This window comes from Leptospira perolatii, from assembly GCF_002811875.1.
GTDB classification, from domain to species: domain Bacteria; phylum Spirochaetota; class Leptospiria; order Leptospirales; family Leptospiraceae; genus Leptospira_B; species Leptospira_B perolatii.
This window is the reverse complement of record NZ_NPDZ01000009.1, coordinates 54,123-74,342: the sequence shown is the minus strand read 5'-3', so window position 1 is coordinate 74,342 and position 20,220 is coordinate 54,123. Positions and strand designations below refer to the sequence as shown.

The following is a 20,220-nucleotide window of genomic DNA, read 5'->3' as shown; positions in this document are numbered from 1 at the left end:
TTAGAAAATGAAGATATTACGTTATACCTTAATCTTATCAATCCTAGCGTCTGGCTCTTTCTGCAAAAAGTCAGCCGAGGAAATTCTCAGCGAAGCAGAAAAGAATCCTCAAAATATAGAACGATTGGATTTAGGGATGAAGAAACTCGGAAAGATTCCGGATTCTTTACATCGGTTCAAAAATCTGAAGTGGTTGGATGTAAGAATGAACGGCCTAAATTCCCTGCCGGAAAGCATAGACTCATGGTCTCAATTAGAATATTTGAATATTTATGGAAACGAGATTACCAGCCTTCCTGACAATATTAAAAATCTAAAGAATTTGAAAGTATTCTTTGGTGGAAACAACAAATTTCCTGCGATTCCAGAAACTCTGAAGGAGCTCCCCCAATTAGAGGCACTTTACTTAGACCAGAACAAAATCAGCTTAACGGAATCCGATATAGAGAATGTCCTCGGAATGCAAAAACTTGAGATACTCGATCTTTCCAGAAATTTCGATTTGAAATCCTTTCCAAAAAATATCGATCAACTGGCTGATCACCCGAGGCTTCGGCTTTTGATTCTAAAAGGATCCGGATTAAAAGGAAGCGAAGTTAAGAAAGCGAAAGATAGCCTGTCCAAAATCCGAATCGAGTTTTAGGGAGGGAATCAGAAATGAAAGAAGCCACCAAAGAAGAAGAAAAGAAAAATCCATATTCGGATACCGTAATACTCCCTAATACAAATTTTCCTATGAAGGCGGGGCTTTCCTCTCGCGAACCGGCACAGATCAAGGAATGGGAAGATACAAAATTATTCCGTAGGATGAAGGAACACCGAAAAAATAAACCTGTGTTCGTGCTCCATGATGGACCTCCTTACGCAAACGGAAATTTTCATACAGGACATGCACTTAACAAAATCCTGAAAGACATGGTGATTAAATCCAAATCTCTTTCCGGTTTTTACGCGGATATGATTCCGGGATGGGACTGTCACGGACTTCCTATTGAAGTGCAAGTCCTCAAGAATCTTGGAAAGAAGGTAAAAGAAACAGGCCCAGAAGAATTGCGAAAACTTTGCCGAGAATACGCGGAAGATTTCGTAGGAAAGCAAGGATCCGACTTAACAAGATTCTTATGCTTTTGGGAAAAAGACCGGATCTATAAAACCATGAGCCCGGATTTTGAAGCCAAGATCGTTGAAGTATTCGGCGAGCTGTTTACGAAAGGTTATGTGTATCGCGGCAAAAAACCGGTCTACTGGTGCATCGAACTAGCAACTGCTCACGCGGAAGCCGAAATCGAATACTATCCTCATACTTCTCCATCTATCTATGTAAAATTCCCGATCCAAGGAAAGCCAAAACATTTCGCACTGATTTGGACAACTACTCCTTGGACACTTCCTGCCAACCAAGGAATCAGCTTCAATCCTCAATTCAGTTATTCTTTTTATTCTGTTAACGGAAATGAATCTATTCTAATTGCTGACGGACTCAAAGAATCCGTAGAAAAAGAGACCGGTTTGACTCTCAAAAAAGAATCTTCTGTAAGCAAAGAAGAGATTGAGCAGATGATTTTCCGACACCCATTTCTGGAGCAAGATTCTATTCCTTTGTTTGGAGATCATGTTACGCTGGACGCAGGCACCGGCGCGGTTCACACAGCTCCCGGACATGGACAGGACGACTACAAGATCGGATTAGCTTATGGGTTAGAACCTTATTCTCCGGTAAACGATTACGGAAAGTTCACAGACGAATTCCCTCTCATGAAAGGAGTCAAGGTCTGGGATGCGAATCCAAAGATCATAGAACTACTAAAAGAAAAAGAATTTCTGCTTCACCTGAGTCAGATCGAGCACAGCTATCCTCACAGCTGGAGAAGCAAAAAGCCTTTGATCTTCCGTGCGACTCCGCAGTGGTTTTTTCAGATTGATTTTGAAAACCTAAGAGAGAATTCCCTCGCTGCCATCGACAAGGTTACTTGGATTCCTAGCTGGGGATTCAGTAGAATTCGATCCATGGTAGAAAGCAGACCAGACTGGTGTTTGTCCCGACAGAGAAATTGGGGAGTTCCTATCCCTGCATTTATTTGCGAAAATTGCGATGAAACATTTTTGAATTCAGATTCTATTAAGCATTTCACTCGGATCGTTCGTGAAAAAGGGATAGAAATCTGGTATTCAGAGTCAGCCGAAGCGCTGCTACCTTCTGGAGCAAAATGTTCCAAATGCGGTTCCGACAAATTCAGAAAAGGACATGATATTCTGGACGTCTGGTTCGATTCGGGGGTTTCCAACTTTGCGGTGTTAGACGAGAGAAAAGGTGAGCCACCTGCAGACCTTTATTTAGAAGGTTCCGACCAACATAGAGGATGGTTTCAGTCGAGTCTATGGCCATCGATGGCATTGAGAGGAGTTCCACCTTTTAAAGCAGTGCTCACCCACGGTTACGTGTTGGATGACCACGGCAGAGCAATGTCTAAATCCCTAGGAAACGTAATCAATCCAACCACTGATATTATCGATGTGTACGGAGCTGATATTCTAAGATTGTGGGTAAGTTCCCAGGATTTTCGCGATGATGTAAGAGTCAGCAAAGATGGAATGAAGATCATCGCTGATAACTATCGTAAGATCCGAAACACTTTCCGGTATTTATTGGGCAATCTTGCAGGCCATACTTCAGACCAAAATTTGCCAATCCAGGATCTAGAAGAAGTCGATACATATTACCTATCTCAACTTTCCAAACTGACCGAAGAGCTGAAGAATTTTTACGAAACCTATCAGTTCCATCAAGTGTACCAAAAGCTATTGTTATTCTGCACTGTTACACTTTCCCAAGACTACTTCGAGATGATTCGGGATAGAATGTACTGCGACAGAAGAGATTCCAAAACTCGTCGTTCTTCCTGCACTGTACTTCAAATCATCTTAGAAACTCTGTGCATCTATTCTGCTCCGATCCTAAGCTTTACCTCAGAAGAGGTTTGGAAAGAAAACGGAAAGACAAATTCAGTATTCTTGGAGGACTTCCCCAACCTCTCCAATTACAGAAACTTAAAATTAGAGGAAAAACTTTCCGCTGCGCTTTCGATCAGAGAGTCAGTCCAGAAAGCTTTGGAAATGGCAAGACAAGCCGGAAAACTCGGAAAATCTTTAGAAGGAGCTTTGGAACTCACTCCAAAATCTTCCAACGCAAACATTCTGAAGAGTTTTGCGAAGGCTGACTTGGAGCTTATCTTCACAGTTTCGCAAGTGACTTTCGATCCGGATGCAAGGGAGCAACTCTCAGAATATTCGGATGATACTTACAAAATTCGAGTGTTGAAACCTCTGGATTCAGAATGCCCTCGCTGCTGGAGACATCCGAAAGAGGAAAGAATCAGAGAACTTTGCATCCGTTGCTCCGAAGCAATCAAGTAAATTAGAAGCCGCAGGCGAACTGCTAGATCAAGCCACTGGATTTTTGAAATTGTTAAAAGACTAACAGTTTAATATTCTGTAATACTTCTTTTAAAGAGAACTTATTGACAGGCTCTATGAATTCTGCGTTTCGAATTGTCCAATCCAGACTTTTGATTTGATCGGACAATACTACCCCGTCTATTTTTTTGGACTGAATGACTACTTCGAACGGATAGCCTTTTACTTTGCTTGTAACCGGGCAAAAAATGCCGAGTCCTGTTTTGAAGTTATATTCTTTAGGGGAAAGCACGAGTGCTGGCCTTCTTCCTCTTTGTTCATGACCTGCTTGAGGAGTAAAATCCAACCAAACTAGATCGCCTTTTTCGGGAACATATTTCCCTTTTTTCACCAGGCTTCATTTCCTACAGAAGTGCCAGTATCCAACTCTGTGTGAAGATTGTTCTTTGTGATTCTCGCAAGTTTCTCCTCAAGAGAAACTTTCTTTAAAGGATAAATAACGATTTTATCGCCTTCGTACTGCAAATCGACTCTAGAGCCGTCGTTTAACTCTAATTCTGTGGCCAAGGATTTCGGAATACGTATTCCTAGACTATTTCCCCATTTCTGTACAACTGAATCCATCGAGTGACCTATATATACATTGTATATACTTTTAGACGAAAGTCCAGAATTTTTATAGGCAAAACCGATGAAAAAACCTTAGAACAAAGCATCGTAAACTAAGGATAACGCGAAAACTTAGGTCTCGATTTTCCTAGGGCCTATCGTTCTCATCGGTAAGTTTCACTGGTCCATATTTCTTTCTAGGAATAAACTTGAACTTGCCCGCGTCTTTGAGATCTAAAGTCACCCATTTTCTCTGAGGAACTCCATCTACTTTTCCAAAGCTTAAATTTTCCATCTCCAAAACTTCGGAGCCATCGGTAGTATGCACCAACCGGATCTCTTCGATCTTGGTCCAACGGGAAAAAGACAAGGCGGTATCCCTGTCCACGATCTCCCTTTTGATTCTCCCGAAGAGAATGTTGAGCTTTCCGTCCGCTGCCCAAACAACAAAGGAAGTCAATTCATCAAAAGAAATCACTGACTGCGTATCGTCGAACTTCGTGATTCCTAACAATAGTTTATCCTTCGGCAAACCCTTGAGTGCAAAAGGAAGATCGCGAGCTAGCAACTCGATCTCTTGGTCCGAAAATATAAAGTCCGAAAAGTAACCAACACTGGATCGCTTTGTATATCTTAGGTTACCAAATAGATCCTTCACTCTTGCGGAATCCAAATCGATCGGGTGCTCTAAAGTTCGAACCTGGGTCATATCCTCGAAATCGTCGAGGTCACCAGGATCGATCGTAAAAAAAGCCATGCCCTCTGATCTGAACACGGTATCCTTCCAAAAATAAGGAAAGCAATTAGATCCGAAAAAGACACCGATTAACAGTGCTATGACGAAGAGTCCTCTGACGGACAGGATGTTTAGGCGCGAAAAAAAGAACTTACTATTTTTGTTTTTAAGGGGATTTAAGTGGACTAGCATCATCTGATTGGTTGGAAATAGGGTGTTGAAAAACAGTTTCACTCTTCTCGAATAATATCGTGAAAGCCGGGGTATTTTTCCTCGAATTCCTCCATAGTGTAAAGATTTACGATTCTGTCCAACCCGGAAAGTCTAAAAACTGAATGAAGAGACTTATTTAATCCAAAGATATTCACTATCCCGTTTCTTTCGCGTATCTGATTTCTGACTTTTATGATAATTCCGATACCGGAGGAATCTATAAATTTCACATGGCCCAGGTGGAAGCTGATAATGTGCGGGTAACCCTCTTTTACCTGTTCTTCGAACTCCAGGTAAAAATCCCGGGAATTGTCCATTAGGATATCTTCCTGGACCGAAAGGACCAGGTGATTATCCCGGGAAAAGCTGCGAAGAATCATGGGAAAATAACTGGCATCGGAAACCGGATGATGTCAAGAAATAAGTATCTTGGTTGATTTATTTCCGTTCGGACTTCAGGATACACTTAGAGCGGTTTCCGAGGAATCCAGTTGCATGTCCGAAATTGATAAAACTAAACGATCCACAGGGATCAATAATATGGATGATAAATCCAGAAAGGAGATGTTTGAAAAATTTCAATCTGCCGGAGGAAAAGTAGTCTCAGATAAGGAGAAAAAAAGGGAAGAGTCCGTTCGTAAACAAAAAGAGCAACCGCAGATTCGGCAAGGAGCTCGCAGCCAAGCAGGCGGAAAAGATTCTCGCCCGACTAGCAAACAAAAAACTCCTCCACCTCCCAAACCAAGCCAAGTAACGAGCACAGTTCGAGATCGAAGAGCTCTCGAAAATGAAATGGGCAATTTCTTTAACCGGATGGCAGTCCGTTTCAAATGCTGGCTCGCTCGAGTAACCTCTTTCTCTTCGAGCGACCTACTGCCAGGATTTCTTTCAGAAATGAATATGGCTGGAAAAAAAGCAATATTAGAAATGCATTTTGTAGGGAATGATCTCCTCGGAAATCCGGCCTATGCTGCCAAAATCGCAAAAGAATTAGATTCCCAAAATCCAATTTTTATAGAGCTCCTGGGACGCATGCATAAGGTATATGATAATTCCGAGCTCACACTTATGTTAGAGGCTCACAATGCGGCTCCGGACATGGCAGTCGCCGTTAATAGAATTAGACCTCAGCTTTATTCTTTATTCAAAAAACTTTATTATATATATCCTTTTCAAGGTTCCTATGTAAAGGCGGTTACTCTCGGATACCAGGCTTTAGAGAAACTGGAAGGTAAACCTTCTACAGTCTATAACACGAAGAGAAAAAGAGCATTACAGGAATTTGATGTACTCTACGGAACAGTATTCGATAAACTTTATTTAGCTATTCTTCGCTGCGAAGATAAGAATATCCCGCTATTGAGCTCCGTGATGGAAAGTATCTTGGGAATTCTTCCCGAAGAAAAGCTTGGTCAACGAAAATCTGGAGAAGAATTGAACGAAATCTCCGGCGGCGAGCACATAGACGAAGAGGAAGAAACCGAAGAGGTAACTGAAGAGCAGCCGATAGATCCAGAAGAAAATCTTTCTAAAGAACTGAAGTATGGCTTGAAGCTCATGAGAATGCAGACTTTGGATCAACTTCGTAAAAAGCACGATCCAAGGGGAGACCACGATTCTATTCCGGCTGCGGACAAAGCTCTCTTGGCCTGGCTATTTTTCAGAGAGTTTGACGAAGAGTATTCTTTCGTAATGACCACCAAAAAAATCGATTTGAAACCGACAATTCTGAACGGTGCCAAAATGGATTTTCGAGAAAAGCTCTTGGATCTTTATGAGACTACCAGAGGAATTCAGGAACAATTCAGAATTTATGACCAATATTACAATGAATTGTCGAACCACCTAAAGAATCCGGGCGCAAACTATATCGAGGCTTCTAAGAAAACTTCTGCCTTAGAAACGAAAAAGAGTCAACAATCTAGAAACGTTCGAGTGACAGCAAAGGATTTTATCCAGAAAACTTCCGAGCTACTTTCCAAATTAATTGCGGACATGAAGGGAAAGCGCGAGGTAGTGGCCAATATGGACGCCACGATGAGTTTCGATTTAGTCGAAGCCAAAAAACGTCTAAACAAAAAACCAATCAAACAGTGTATTATGGAAGCCTATTGCTTTTCGCTAGCGTTTTCAGAAAGACTGGAAAACGGAGATCTATTTGGAGGAGTGCCTGAGCTCAGTGCCGAAGAAATGGAAAAAGAGTTTGGCATTAAACCTGCGAACGCACCCGGACCCGAAATGGCGGAACCGAGTCTTTCTTCTGGCGAATCTTCAGACGATTCTTTTGGCGTAGATCCTTCTATTCTGTCCGACGAAATTTAAGACTCCGAAGGTATCGAGTGGCCTCTGTCAAGATCACACTATTTCAGAAAGATATTCCACAGCCTGTTAGCTCCGATCAAAGATCCAAGCTTTCGAAAGAAAAATCCGACTTTTTGCTACTTCCCATGTATTTTCCGGGAGGAGGAACAGGTTCACCGGAATCCTTGGCTTCTAGATCCAAAGGTCTTCTTGATGAATTGCTCGCAATCTCCGAAGTTTACAAGGGAGTGATTGTCGGCGGATGCATGTTCAGAAAAGATGATGAAGGTGCATTACGAATTTCTGTTCCGATTGTCCAAAATGTAGTCTTAGTTGATTGGTATGACGTAAAGGATCTGAGTCCGGAAGATCAGCCTGCCAAGCCAGGAAGCGGAGAAAATGTTCTAATTCTGGGCGGCTATCGTTTCGGATTATTCGCCGGCAAAGAACTAGAAGATGGCGAGAGGCTGAATCGACTCAAATCTGAAAATGTCAACCTTGCCTTTCATATCGACTGCTTATCCGACAATGGAATCGACTACTCGGATGATCTAAAGAAGTATTCCGAAATTTCATCCAAGTATGGACTGTTCTTACTAAGGTCTTCGGGATTCGGATCGGTCTTTGGAAAAAAGAGAATTGGCAGAAGCCTTCTCTCCACTCCCACAGGAGTAACCTGGAAAGTAGCGGAAAACGAAAAGGAAAAGGAAATTATTAAAACCGTAAATATCAACGGAATTAACGGTCTGTTTTAGAACATATTTGCTGTAGGAGCTCCTACAGAAGCCTTCCACTAAAATTCGGATTGCAAAAAATGATCAAAACTGGTAGTGGAATTTTCACAAGGCGCGGTGCCCACCACCATCCCCCCACCCAGAAAAGGGCGGGGCCCTTTTCGAAAATTACATGAAACAAGCAAAATTGGGAACAAAAAGTCCAGAATTACAGGAGCTTGTGATCCTTCATCGAATGATATAAAGTCTGAATCGTGACCTTCAGAACCGCGGCAATAGGAACCGCAACTAGCATTCCCGCAATTCCGAGCAGACTTCCCCCAACCGTAACCGCACCTACTACAATGATTGGATGGAGCGAAACAGCATCCGAAATAATCACTGGTTGAACGAAAAAATTATCCACAGCCTGCGCAATCAAGATCACGATCAGGATGGCTCCCATAAATTCGTAGAGTCCCATTCCACTGTTTAATGCATTGCTGTGAAAAATATTCGCGCCTTGGGTCAAGGTCATGAACAAGGGAGGAACCATGCCTATGATTGGTCCAAGATACGGAATTGAGTTTGCGATTCCAACAAACAACGCAAAGATATAAAAGTATTTTAATCCGATAATATAAAATCCTATCATCGAGACTGCTCCGATGATAGCACCTTGGATCACGAGACTTCTCAAGTAATTCGTAATCTGTTCATTGATTCTTGAAGTTACCATCAACGTCATTTCGAAGTAACGATTCGGAACCAGACTGACAAGGTTTTTGTACACTCCATTTCCATTTAACAGAAATAAAAAAGCGAACAGAGGAGTCACGATCAAATATCCGATCAGCGTAGGAATAACAGAGACGAGTCCTTTGACTTCATTGTGGACCATATCCGCAGCAGACTTCACCAATTCTTCAGGTCGAAGAGTTTCCTCCCAACTCGCTGGGAAATCGTTGAACTGTAGTTTGAACCCGACGACTAAATATTTGAACCTAGCCTCGTCCATATCTTGTTTCCAATTTTTTAATAAAGGTTCCAAAGTGGAAACGATGGGCGGAGCTACTTCTGAAATGATTAAATAAATTGGAATACTAGTCAGAATCATCAGAACTGACACTGATGCGATTCTAGGAACTCCCAAACTTTCGAAATAGTTGATGCCGCTGTTAAATATATAAAATAAAATTAATGAAAGCGAAATTGGGACGATCAGTAACTTCAACCCGAGGAAAAAGAAAAGAATCGCTGCTCCAACTAATAGAAAAAAAAGGATACGGATTACGTAGTTCGATAGAGCTTTTTGGTGAGCATCAGGCATTTCTTTGACGACCTTTATAGTAAGCCTTTTCCAAAAGCTGATTCGTTTTCTGAAGACGCTCTACCACTACGCTTGAAAGACTCATCACGATTTCAATTCCTATCTTAGGTTTTGTTTCGATGATTTCCTTTAGATCCGGCTGAAAAAAACCCAAGAGACGAGAATGCTCCATTGCGATCGCAGTAGCTGTTCTCCTTTCTTCGGAAAACAGAGAAAGCTCTCCAAAAAAAGAATGCTCGTCTAGATGAGCAAGATCCAGTTCGATTCCATCTCGAACCGAGCGAATGGTCACCTTGCCCTCATAAATCATGTAAAATCCGGCGCCTGCTTCTCCCTGTCTGAAAATTTCCTCACCTTCTTGGTATTCACGAACGTGAACGAGTCTAGCGATTTCGTTTAACGCACGTCTCTTTAACTTACCAAAAACGGCTGTCTCCCTTAGGAACTGAATGATCTCCCGATTCGAAGTATCCTTCTGCTTAAAGAGCTTTTTCCAGATTGGCAGTTGCAACGGGTTCAAGCCTTCTTACCTTCCTCTTCCAGCTTCATCGTAAGTATTAACAACACTAGGCCGACGCTCACGCAGGAATCGGCAAAATTAAAAGCAGGCCAACGATCGTAGAACAACCAGTTCGGCCAGTCGAAATCCAAAAAGTCCACGACTCCGATAAACTTTCCTGCGAATTGATTTTCATAGAATCCGAATTCGGCTCCGGAGCCTATGTTTTTTACAAAAAACTTATCGATAAAGTTTCCGAACGCACCTGACATCACGAGTCCCCAACCGATGGGATGACCTAAATTCGGATTCTTCCAACGATATCCGATTAATACTACGATCGCGATCCCAGTCATGATCAAAGATGACCTAGGATTGCCTTGGAAAAACCCCATCACATAACCAGTATTGAAAGTCAGGGTTAAGCGGAAAAAATCTCCGATCAACTGGACCGGTCTATGAGGCTGTAAGTAAACAATCGCAATGTATTTAGTGGCTAAATCTATGATAGTTCCGATTACGACGGAAAGGATGAATAGAGGCGGGTATACTTCTAAAAATTTCTTCTCAAAGAATTTCAAGGGTTGTTCCTTTTTGAGCTGAGTTTATTTTTAAGTACGGAGAGAGCAAGGAGGATTCCGAAGAAAATCGAGCTACCAAAACCTATCCAGGCTGAAGTCTCCTCTCCGCGATCCCATCGGTCTGTTCCATAATAGATTCCAAACAAAACAAAAATCGCGGATAAAGCTTGGTGACCTAAAGCATACATCTTTCTGCTGTGTGCCTCCAAGTCCGGCTGGCGGTAGGATTGCTTTCCTCGATTGATACTCTTAATAGCCTGTAATAATTCTCCTGGAATGGAAACCGCCTGACCCCAAATTCCACCTTCTTGAACTAATACCTTTTCCCAGCTGTTCTCTCCTTGCAGAACTAGTCCTTTGAAAGGTTTTTCTCCGTATTCCAAAACGGTCCTATAAGGATCCAAGGTGGCGGTAATTCCGACCAAGAGTCCTAATACTCTTTCTAAAGGGATCAGAGTCACCGGGAGCTGGACCATTCTAAAGAGTTCCCTCAAGCTAGAGTTGATCTCTTTCAAAAACTTCAAATCCTCAGGAGTGTGTATCTGATCGAATTTCAAATTTCGGAAGGAATCTGTATCGTTTAAGAATCTTGCAAGTTTCTCTAGAGAATACCGGACCACCTCTTCCAGTTTATCTCTGTCAGCCTTTCGAGAAAGCAGTCCGAGTTCATCCAATCCTTCTACTACTCCGCCATAATCCTTTGACATCGCACACAAAAAGATTTTGCGAAGAGTCAGAGCCTGGCTAGGGGGAATTTCTCCTACGGCACCAAAATCGATCAGACAAAGTTTTTCATCGGGAGTATAAATCAAATTACCCGGGTGAGGGTCCGCGTGGTAGAATCTAAATTCGAAAACCATTAGGACATAGGCTCGGATCAAAAGATCCACTGCTCTAGATTTGGCTTGGCCCTTGGTCAAAGCATGTGCTTGTGTGATTCTGACTCCCTCGATAAATTGAGCAACTAACACGCTTTTGCCGGCCCACTCTTTGTAGATTCGTGGAAATATGTAATCCGGTTCTTCCGAAAAATAGCGAGCCATCCTTTCCATAGACTCGGCTTCTATCCTTAAGTCGATTTCCCTTCCGACTAACTTTGCGATTTCCTTATGTACAAGTCTGTAATCGAAACTTACCAGCAAACGATTGATTCTTTTTAAGAAGGTGCGAATCGCCTTCAAATCTTTCGAGATCACCTCTTCTATTCCGGGATACAAAATCTTGATCGCGATTTTTTCACCCTTGAATGTCGCTGTATGAACTTGTGCAATGGAAGCCGAGGCAAGTGGAGTCTCGGAAATATCAGGAAATACTTCTACTATGTCTTTCTCAAATTCCTTTCGAAACCTTTCCCTTATTTCTGAAAAAGGATGAGGAGGAACTCTGTCTTGCAAGTCCTGCAACGGATCGGTAAAGCTTTCCGGAAATAAATGCGATAGACTTGCGAGGTACTGGCCGAGCTTGATATAGACCCCGCCCATTTTCAAAAAAAAGTCTCTACATTCTTTTCCTAAGGTTTGGAAAAATTCGTTTTCTTTTTCTTGGGAACGATACAAAGGGCTGAATACCTTTTTAAATCGAAAGTACCAAAATAACTGAAAAATTTTTTTCCAGAGAAACCAATTCCCTCTATAATATCTTCCTCTTGTAGAGTAAGTCGGCAAGGCGCTCTGGTTTCCGCTCTTACTTTGGCTTTTCGTCATACAGAACCTTTAAGTTTCGGAAACGATTTGAATCTTGGCTTTTACTTTAATCCGATTTAGGAGTTCCATGATCTCCAGATTGTCGTAAAAGCTTCCGGTAATCGTATCTGATTTGCCGGTTAAAACACTTCGGATTTCCGAATAAAGGTTCCGAAAAGGGTTCGATCCGAGGGAAGATTTTTCTGGAAACGGAGCTTCCGTCAAACTATTAAATCCTTTGTATTTTTTAGAAGGTAGACTTTTGAAAAATTGAAATCCGTCATTGGAAAGTATGATTCTGGCACTTTCTGTCATGATGTCTAGTTCGAACTGGAAGTACCTCCTACTTCCACCGACCTCCAAAAACACGGTTTGCCCGTTTTTGTACTCCAAAATTGCAGTCACAGAATCTTCGATGGGTAACGATTTACGTTTTCGAATCGTAGATGTAATCTGATCCGGCATCCCGACTAACCAATGTACTAAATCCAAAGCATGAGTACCGTCGTGAAATAATGGCCCGACCTTTCCTGTATAAGCCCTCCCGGGCGCAAGCGCACTTGTTAAAACCGAAGCGCGAATCGTTCGAATCTTGCCGTATTTTCCGGAGTCCAGAATTCTCTTTGCCCATTGGTATTTCGGATGAAACCTTCTTTCATGATTCACCCAGACTTTCACGGAATGTTTTTCAACAAGCTCTTTCAATTTCTTAACCTTATCCAAGGAATCACAGATAGGCTTTTCTATTAACAAATTAGAAATCCCGGATTTGATCGCCCAAAGCGCATGATCAAAATGCGATTCGGAAGGAGTCGCGATGATCGCCAAGTCAGGCGTTGAATCTGCCAGGTTCTCTTTTTCTAAAATGGAATAAAGCTTCGATTCGGAAAATCCCCATTGTTTTGCGAAGCCTTCTCTTTTTTCCAAGTTCGGGTCAAATCCGCAGTTGAGAGTAAAATTCCTTTTTCCCCAATCCGAAAGCAAAACACCTGCGTGAGTACAGGGCTTCTGACGGTAAGGATCCTTTTCGAGAATAGAAGCGATCCTGCCCAAACCCAAAAGTATCGCCCCTGTCTTTTTCATAGGAAGAGCTGAAGATTCCCCGAACCTGTGCAACATACAAGACGATTTTTACAAAAAGATACTTCCTGATCCGGAATGCTTCTGGAATCTAGACTTGTATGCTGGCTAATTTTCAGTATGATCCAGAAACGATTCGAAAGGTCTTAGGCTCGAGCTCCGAAAGCACTTTTCAAAAAGAAGAACCGATCCGCTTCATCAGCACTTCTTCTGCGGAAACTACTCCGGGTACACTATTTGTTCCATTACACGGAAATAGGGACGGACACGATTTCATACTCGACGCACTTTCTAAAGGCGCCTCCTATTTTTTAGTAGAGTCCAACCATAAAATCCTAGACCAACTGGATACTCTGAGCCTTAGAAAGGCGATCATCGTATCAGATACGTTAGTTGCTCTAGGAAAATTGGCCGAATACCACAGGTCCAGATTCAAGCCGACTTTAATCGCCGTGACTGGTTCGAGTGGAAAAACAACTACGAAAGAGATTCTTTCCTCCTGTCTTTCCAGCTTGGGAAACACACTTGTTGTAACGGAAAAAAATTATAACAATGAAATCGGGCTGCCTTTTACTCTTTTTCGGATCGATTCGGAAACTCGTTTTGTTATTTGCGAAATGGGAATGAATCACAAAGGAGAGATCGCAAGATTAACAAGAATCGCAAAACCGGATATCGCGATCATTACGAATATAGGTTCGGCTCATATAGAATTCTTTCGCAACCCCAAGGATATCGCAAAGGCCAAGGCCGAAATCCTGGAAGGAATAAGAAAATCGGGAACATTATATTATCCTAAATCAGGAATCTTTAAAAAAGTACTTTTTAAAAAAGCGAGGAAATCCTCGATCGAAATCAAGTTCATAGAACCGACTTCTTACTTTCAAATTTCTCAAAAGAGAAATGATGGATTTGAATTAAATTACCAGGGCCTGGAAATTTCCTGGAACCTTCCAGGATTCAAAATACTGGAGAATCTTTCTTTGTGTATCGCTGCGCTCGAGGATTTGGGAGTACCGACAGAGTGGATTCGGAATGGAATTCTGGAATTTAAAGCCAGTGAGAAGAGATTGGTCCTTCAAGAAGGGAACTACAAAATATTAAACGACACGTATAATGCGAATCGAGAATCGATGATTTCCTCTTTAGAAGCCTGCTCCCAGTTATCTGGACAAGACGGATTTTACGCAGTCTTAGGAGATATCAAGGAAGTCGGGGCCTTCTCTAAGAAGTTGCATTCGGACGTAGGAAAATACGCCGCTTCGATTCGGAATTGCAAAGGCCTATTTACATTTGGCCAAGAAGCAGAACACATCGCGCATGCATTTCAAAAGAAAAGTATCGACTCTAAAATCTGTATGAGTTTTACCGGGGATGATTCTGGCTTATCTCCGCTCTTGGCATCCGTTCGCAAACTTGTTCCCCAAGGTTCCTACATTCTTGCAAAGGCATCCAGAGGCATGAAATTGGAACGCTTCGTCGAGTCTATCTCGAGCATATCCGAATCAGAAAGCGAAGAACAAGCTGGTTAGTTTCCGGCTTGCAGGAATTGAAATGCTAAAAGAGCATGCAAGCGTGCCACCTAAAGTAGCGGTTATTATGGGTAGTCATTCCGACTGGGAAACAATGAAGGAAGCAGTACTCATTTTGGAAGAGTTCGGAGTTTCTTATCACAAGGAGATCGTTTCCGCCCACAGATCTCCCGAGCTCATGATGGAATTCTCAAAAACGGCAAGATCAAAAGGTTTTGAGGTATTGATTGCCGGTGCCGGGGGGGCCGCGCACTTACCCGGGATGGTCGCCTCTCTTTCCAGCTTACCAGTGTTAGGTGTTCCGATCAAAAGCTCACAGCTGAACGGACTAGATAGCTTGCTCTCAATCGTTCAAATGCCTGGTGGAATTCCCGTGGGAACTCTTGCAATTGGGCCGGCTGGGGCAAAGAATGCGGCACTCCTTGCGATTCGTATCTTATCTCTGAAGGATGAATCCTTGGGCAAAAAACTCGACCAGTATAGAGAACGAATCAAAGACGAGGCTCTCTCCAAAAACAAAGATCTTATATGAAAATGATCCTTCCTCCCTCCAAATTAGGAGTCATGGGCTCCGGGCAACTAGGCAGAATGTTCGCTCAAGAAGCGATTCGAATGGGTTACAAAGTTGGTGTCTATTCTCCGGAAAGAAATAGCCCTGCTTCCCAGGTGGGTGCTGACGAAACGATTGCAGCGTACGAAGACGAGGATATGCTTCGCAGATTTTTAACTTCGGTGGAAGCGGTTACATTCGAATTTGAGAATATTCCAGGACCTGAATTAACAATATTAGAATCTTATTCAAAAGCGACTGGATGTCCGGTTTTTCCATCCCCTGAATGCGTAAGAATCTCCCAACATAGAGTCCGTGAAAAGAATGCTTTTCAACAATTGGGACTCCCTACCGTTCCGTTTTATCCGATTACCAATAAAACCGAAGCAATCAAAGCAGGCGAGATTGCAAAATTTCCCGCAGTATTAAAGACAGCTTCCTTCGGCTATGACGGCAAGGGTCAGACAAAATTTAGAACGAGAGAAGAACTTAGAGTCTGGGCAGGAACCATCGGACAGCAACCACTAGATCTTATCTTGGAAGAATGGGCAGACTTTCAAAAAGAGGGCTCCGTCATTCTAGCAAGATCTCAAGAGGGAAAGATTGTTTGCTTCCCTCCGTCGGAAAACATTCACAAGAACCATATTTTGGATACTACGATTCATCCTGGAAGGTTTACTTCCAAAGTAAACAAGGCTATGCTGGAAGCAGCAACTGTGTTAGCGGAAGGAATCAACTACGTAGGTGTGTTTGGGTTGGAATTTTTTATTTTGGAAGATTCCATTTTATTAAACGAATTTGCACCAAGACCGCATAACTCCGGTCACTTTTCGCAAAATGCAGCTGAGATTTCTCAGTTCGAACTGCAACTTCGAATTTTAACCGGGACTCCGCTGCCTAAATCCATCGTAACTCGCCCATCTTCAATGAAAAATATATTAGGAAATGATTATCAACCGGGGTCTGATCTTTGGAAAAAATATCTATCAGATTCTAGATATTCTCTTCATTTATACGGGAAGTCCGAAGCCAGAGAAGGAAGAAAAATGGGGCACTGGAATTACGTAGGAGAAAATCCAGAATCGGCTTTTTCCTAATCTACGAGATCTAAATGCGTCATAATATCCTTTGCTTAAGCAGCTTAAAGAAAATAGAATATGTCTCCTGAAGAACTTATGACAGACGCAAAGAACAACGCTTGTTCGAAATTAAAATATTAGAAAAATCTTAAGATCAAAAAAGCGTCACCTAGCTATCGTTTAAGCGCCAATCAGTATACATAGGCAATCGAGGCAAAATTTTGACGTTATACAGGCTCTTAAGTAATAATCCTCTATTAAATGACGTATATAATATAAAGTATTGCAAAATAGTGATATTTTAAAGTAGAAATTTCTTGAGTGCCTCTTTCCGGCATGCGAGAATCAAACCCTTGCTCTTATGGCGATTTTTACCTATTCCGAGAAACTAAATCTAGAATTTTTTCTAGTAGCCTTACTAATTCTTACCATAGGTATTGCATCGATCATCGGGAACAGCGCCTTTGCAGATGCTAAAAAGTTCGAAAACCATACTCAGGATGTAATGTTAGCGTTAGCCGTCCTAGAATCCAGCCTGAAAGAAGCCGAACTATCGATCCTAAAATATAAACAAAGTAGAGAAAACAGATACGTTGCAAGATACGAGCTCTCAATCGAAATACTCTATAGCAAAATCAAGCAGCTTCTCAAATGGACAGACGCCAACCCGAACCAAAATCAGAAGCTTCGGGATCTGAGCGATTTGATTTTCGATTGGGACACAGGAATTCGCAGAAATGCACGATCTTCTGTTTCTCCAAAACCCAAGACCGGACTACGAAGCTTGGAAAACCCAGACCTGGATTTGATTTTTACAATCAATCAAAAGATTCAACAGATTAAAGACTCGGAGTTACAACTTTTCTATTCGAGTAGAAACACCGCAGACTCTCAATTCAAGACAAGCGTACTAATCGTATATGGATCCAACATAATCAACCTAGTCTTACTCGCGATCCTGTTCAACATGCTGACAAAAGAAGCCTCTCGAAGAAAAAAGAGCGAAACTATTTTACATAAAAAGAATACTCTACTGGAGCTAATTCTAAACAGCATGCCGGACGGAGTAATCGTACTAGATAACTCAAATCGATTTTTATTATATAATGCGAGGTTACTGGAGATTGTCGGAAAGGAGCCAATTCTTAACGGAAGCTGGAGCAAATGGTCCAAGGAGATCAATCTAAGGTGCTTTCCAAAGGGAAGCTACATTTCTAACGACAATTTATACCCGAACAACAAGGAATTCCTCTCTATAGAATCGCTACAAGAAGCCTCAAATAATGAGATCGTATGTGTCATGTTGGACAAAGACGACAATGAGGTCAAAGTTTTGGAATTCAATATTCGCGCCATGAAGGATCTCGATAATTCTACGATAGGAAGAGTGCTCCTGGTTTCAGATATTACGGAAAAAAAATTAAAGGAAAAGGAAATCGAAAAACTGAATCAAGAGCTGCACGAGAGCATCAAGAAATTGGAAAATTCCAACAAAGAATTAGAGGCATTCAGTTACTCGGTGTCACACGACCTAAGAGCTCCCATCCGAGGAATCGACGGCTTTACGAAGATACTCATAGAAGACTACGGAGATAAATTGGATTCCGAAGCAAATCGGCTACTAAGCGTGATTGCAAGCAATTCCAAAATGATGGGCCACCTAATAGATGACCTGCTTCATTTCTACAGAGTCGCGAAATATGAAGTCAAGAACGAAGTCATTGATATGGAAAAGCTCGCCAGGGATTCCGTCGAGCTGATCAATAACGACTACCCCAATTCGAAAGCAAAAACGATCATCGCAAATTTACCTTTCGCTCGAGGTGATCACGCGACAATTAAGCAAGTGTGGATCAATTTGATATCGAACGCATTTAAATATTCTTCCAAAAAGAGCAATCCAGAGATCACGATAGGATACATTACTGGTGAATCCGAAAATACTTATTTCGTAAAAGATAACGGAGTAGGATTCAACAACCAATACGCCCATAAACTTTATAAAATTTTCCAGAGGTTGCATTCACCGGAAGAATTCGAGGGTACAGGAGTGGGCCTTGCAATCGTGGAAAGAATTGTAAGAAAGCATAATGGAAGAGTATGGGCCGAAGGAAAGTTACAACAGGGAGCTGACTTCTATTTCACGCTACCATCAGGGGAATCCAAATGAACACCACTGGATTCGAAGCCTGCGATATTCTTTATGCGGAAGATAATCTAAACGATGCGGAGCTGACATTAAGAGGATTCAAAAAAAATAATATAACGCATAGAGTCTTTCATGTTCAGGACGGAGAAGAAGCGCTAGAGTTTCTTTTTTGCCAGGGAAAGTTCCTAAGTCGCAATCCTAATGAAAGACCGATTTTTGTTCTTTTGGATTTAAAAATGCCAAAGGTGGACGGGTTAGAGGTGTTAAAAAGAATGAAATCAGATGAAAGTCTTAAATCGATTCCGGTCATAATGCTAACTTCTTCTGCGGAAGAAAGAGACATCGCAGATAGCTACAGATACGGAGCAAACAGTTACATAATCAAACCAGTAGAGTTTGAGAAACTAATCCTTACTGTTTCAGAAATAGGAAAGTACTGGTGCATACTAAATCGACCGGCGAACTAGTATGAAAGAGCTAAAGTTTCTATTTTTAGAAGATTCATTAACCGACTTGGAGTTGATCCAAAGGGCTCTCCATAAGGAAAACTTTCATTACTCTTCCATACACGTGCAAGACAGGGAAAGCTATGTCAGAGCACTAAGGGAAGACAAGCCCGACCTGATCCTGTCCGATTTTTCACTTCCTAATTTTGACGGACTATCGGCGCTATCTTTAGCTCGGGAAAATTGTCCCGGCACTCCGTTTATATTCGTTTCGGGAACTTATGGTGAAGACGCTGCAATTCAAACCTTGAAAAGAGGAGCAACAGATTACGTTCTGAAGGACAGATTGGTCAAGTTGGCTCCAGCTTTGCAAAGAGCAATCCGGGAGATGGAAGAGCACGAGGCGAGAAGAAAGGCAGAAAAAGAAAAGTTTGAATTAGAAGAGCAACTGCGACAAAGCCAAAAGCTCGAGGCAATGGGACTGTTAGCTGGCGCGATGGCGCACGAAATCAATAATCCATTAATGGCAATTATAGAGTACGCAAAGCTAATACAGAATTCCGAGGAAAAATACAAGATTGATAAGCTAGCGACCAGAATTTCCCAGGAAGGAGAAAGGATTTCCGTTGCAGTCAAGGACTTACTTAAATTTTCAAGAAATGAGAAAGGAGAATTGAGGAAAACGGAAGTAAGAACTATCATCGAAAAGCTTTTTTCCATTGCAAGCCAAAGGATCAAAATGAATTCGATTAGTCTTTATTTAGATATTTCTAATGATCTTCCTGACTGCATTTGCAAGGAAGGTCAGGTTATACAAATCCTGCTGAATTTAGTGAACAATTCGATTGATGCTCTGAACGAGCGTTATCCGGAGCATGATGACAACAAGAGGATCATTATTTCTGCCTCTGTAATTAGTAGAGAGGGAACCAATTTCGTGAAATTCGTTGTAGAGGATCGGGGAGCCGGCATCAGACCAGAAAATCAAGAGCGAGTCTTTAAGAACTTTTTCACCACCAAGGGGGTGGGAACCGGAACAGGTCTCGGGCTTTCCGTCAGCCTCGGAATCGCCAGAGAGAACGGAGGCGATTTGACATTCGAAAGCGTTCCGATGGAGTTTACCAAGTTCTCTCTTACGCTACCAACAGATCCCAAAGAGATTCATCTGAATCACGCTGGTGCGGCTTAGTTTCTTGAGTTCACTTGGAATCTCGAACAATCTGGTTTTCTTGAGTCAAATCCGAAACTCGAACGTCTTCTCAGAACTTTGCCCGCTGCAAATTTCTGAATTACTACTGGGATAAAT

At 42.0% G+C, this 20,220-nt stretch carries 19 protein-coding genes; 10 read left to right on the top strand and 9 right to left on the bottom strand.

Annotation, left to right across the window (positions count from 1 at the left end; translation table 11 throughout):
* Window positions 1-7 precede the first annotated feature (7 nt).
* Window positions 8-643 (top strand): leucine-rich repeat domain-containing protein, encoded by a 636-nt coding sequence (locus CH373_RS13850; RefSeq protein WP_100714173.1) that lies wholly within the window; start codon window positions 8-10, stop codon window positions 641-643.
* 14 nt (window positions 644-657) lie between these two features.
* On the top strand, window positions 658-3,414 hold the full coding sequence (ileS, locus tag CH373_RS13845) for an isoleucine--tRNA ligase (RefSeq protein ID WP_100714172.1): 2,757 nt from the start codon (window positions 658-660) through the stop codon (window positions 3,412-3,414).
* A gap of 52 nt (window positions 3,415-3,466) precedes the next feature.
* Here the strand turns inward: ileS and mazF are convergent, their stop codons facing one another.
* From mazF to CH373_RS13825, 4 genes are all read right to left on the bottom strand, one after another.
* Entirely contained in the window at window positions 3,467-3,808 is a 342-nt protein-coding gene (gene mazF, locus CH373_RS13840) for an endoribonuclease MazF (RefSeq protein WP_100714171.1), read from the bottom strand.
* A complete protein-coding gene (locus CH373_RS13835; RefSeq protein ID WP_100714170.1) occupies window positions 3,802-4,038 on the bottom strand; it encodes an AbrB/MazE/SpoVT family DNA-binding domain-containing protein in 237 nt (78 codons plus the stop codon). Before CH373_RS13835 ends, mazF begins: the two co-directional genes overlap by 7 nt.
* Window positions 4,039-4,171: 133 nt before the next feature.
* Entirely contained in the window at window positions 4,172-4,951 is a 780-nt protein-coding gene (locus CH373_RS13830; RefSeq protein ID WP_423789788.1) for an LA_1326/LA_4305 family lipoprotein, read from the bottom strand.
* Window positions 4,952-4,989: 38 nt separating this feature from the next.
* Window positions 4,990-5,352 carry an STAS domain-containing protein gene (locus CH373_RS13825; RefSeq protein ID WP_100714169.1) on the bottom strand — a complete coding sequence of 121 codons (363 nt, stop codon included), beginning with the start codon at window positions 5,350-5,352 and terminating at the stop codon, window positions 4,990-4,992.
* Between the two features lie 115 nt (window positions 5,353-5,467).
* Between CH373_RS13825 and CH373_RS13820 the strand changes: the two genes are divergently transcribed.
* Entirely contained in the window at window positions 5,468-7,294 is a 1,827-nt protein-coding gene (locus tag CH373_RS13820) for a hypothetical protein (RefSeq protein ID WP_100714238.1), read from the top strand.
* Between the two features lie 17 nt (window positions 7,295-7,311).
* Complete coding sequence (locus CH373_RS13815) at window positions 7,312-8,028, top strand: carbon-nitrogen hydrolase family protein (protein WP_100714168.1); 717 nt, start codon at window positions 7,312-7,314, stop codon at window positions 8,026-8,028.
* A 187-nt stretch (window positions 8,029-8,215) separates the two neighbouring features.
* Here CH373_RS13815 and CH373_RS13810 read toward each other — a convergent pair whose 3' ends face one another.
* From CH373_RS13810 to CH373_RS13790, 5 genes are read right to left on the bottom strand one after another with little or no spacing between them, the layout of a single operon-like run.
* Window positions 8,216-9,316 (bottom strand): AI-2E family transporter, encoded by a 1,101-nt coding sequence (locus CH373_RS13810; protein ID WP_100714167.1) that lies wholly within the window; start codon window positions 9,314-9,316, stop codon window positions 8,216-8,218.
* On the bottom strand, window positions 9,309-9,836 hold the full coding sequence (locus CH373_RS13805) for a cyclic nucleotide-binding domain-containing protein (RefSeq protein ID WP_100714166.1): 528 nt from the start codon (window positions 9,834-9,836) through the stop codon (window positions 9,309-9,311). The genes CH373_RS13810 and CH373_RS13805 overlap by 8 nt, the downstream gene beginning before the upstream one ends.
* Window positions 9,833-10,396, bottom strand: coding sequence for a lipoprotein signal peptidase (locus tag CH373_RS13800; RefSeq protein WP_100714165.1), 564 nt, complete (start codon window positions 10,394-10,396; stop codon window positions 9,833-9,835). The genes CH373_RS13805 and CH373_RS13800 overlap by 4 nt, the downstream gene beginning before the upstream one ends.
* Window positions 10,393-12,099 carry an ABC1 kinase family protein gene (locus tag CH373_RS13795; RefSeq protein ID WP_100714164.1) on the bottom strand — a complete coding sequence of 569 codons (1,707 nt, stop codon included), beginning with the start codon at window positions 12,097-12,099 and terminating at the stop codon, window positions 10,393-10,395. The genes CH373_RS13800 and CH373_RS13795 overlap by 4 nt, the downstream gene beginning before the upstream one ends.
* Before the next feature lie 9 nt (window positions 12,100-12,108).
* Window positions 12,109-13,161, bottom strand: coding sequence for a Gfo/Idh/MocA family protein (locus tag CH373_RS13790; RefSeq protein ID WP_100714237.1), 1,053 nt, complete (start codon window positions 13,159-13,161; stop codon window positions 12,109-12,111).
* Between the two features lie 98 nt (window positions 13,162-13,259).
* Here CH373_RS13790 and CH373_RS13785 point away from each other — a divergent pair, with 98 nt between their 5' ends.
* The 6 genes from CH373_RS13785 to lvrB all read left to right on the top strand — a co-directional run bounded on the left by CH373_RS13785 (window position 13,260) and on the right by lvrB (window position 20,103).
* On the top strand, window positions 13,260-14,690 hold the full coding sequence (locus CH373_RS13785) for a UDP-N-acetylmuramoyl-tripeptide--D-alanyl-D-alanine ligase (protein ID WP_100714163.1): 1,431 nt from the start codon (window positions 13,260-13,262) through the stop codon (window positions 14,688-14,690).
* 43 nt (window positions 14,691-14,733) lie between these two features.
* The gene (gene purE / locus CH373_RS13780; RefSeq protein ID WP_100714236.1) at window positions 14,734-15,222 is read left to right on the top strand and encodes a 5-(carboxyamino)imidazole ribonucleotide mutase; all 489 of its coding nucleotides are present in this window, start codon (window positions 14,734-14,736) and stop codon (window positions 15,220-15,222) included.
* Between the two features lie 2 nt (window positions 15,223-15,224).
* Window positions 15,225-16,337: a 5-(carboxyamino)imidazole ribonucleotide synthase gene (locus CH373_RS13775; RefSeq protein WP_100714235.1), complete on the top strand. Its 1,113-nt coding sequence runs from the start codon at window positions 15,225-15,227 to the stop codon at window positions 16,335-16,337.
* Window positions 16,338-16,680: 343 nt separating this feature from the next.
* Window positions 16,681-18,489 (top strand): ATP-binding protein, encoded by a 1,809-nt coding sequence (locus CH373_RS13770; RefSeq protein ID WP_100714162.1) that lies wholly within the window; start codon window positions 16,681-16,683, stop codon window positions 18,487-18,489.
* Entirely contained in the window at window positions 18,486-18,935 is a 450-nt protein-coding gene (locus CH373_RS13765; protein WP_100714161.1) for a response regulator, read from the top strand. Before CH373_RS13770 ends, CH373_RS13765 begins: the two co-directional genes overlap by 4 nt.
* Before the next feature lies 1 nt (window position 18,936).
* Window positions 18,937-20,103, top strand: coding sequence for a hybrid histidine kinase/response regulator LvrB (lvrB, locus tag CH373_RS13760; RefSeq protein WP_100714160.1), 1,167 nt, complete (start codon window positions 18,937-18,939; stop codon window positions 20,101-20,103).
* Window positions 20,104-20,220: the final 117 nt, after the last annotated feature.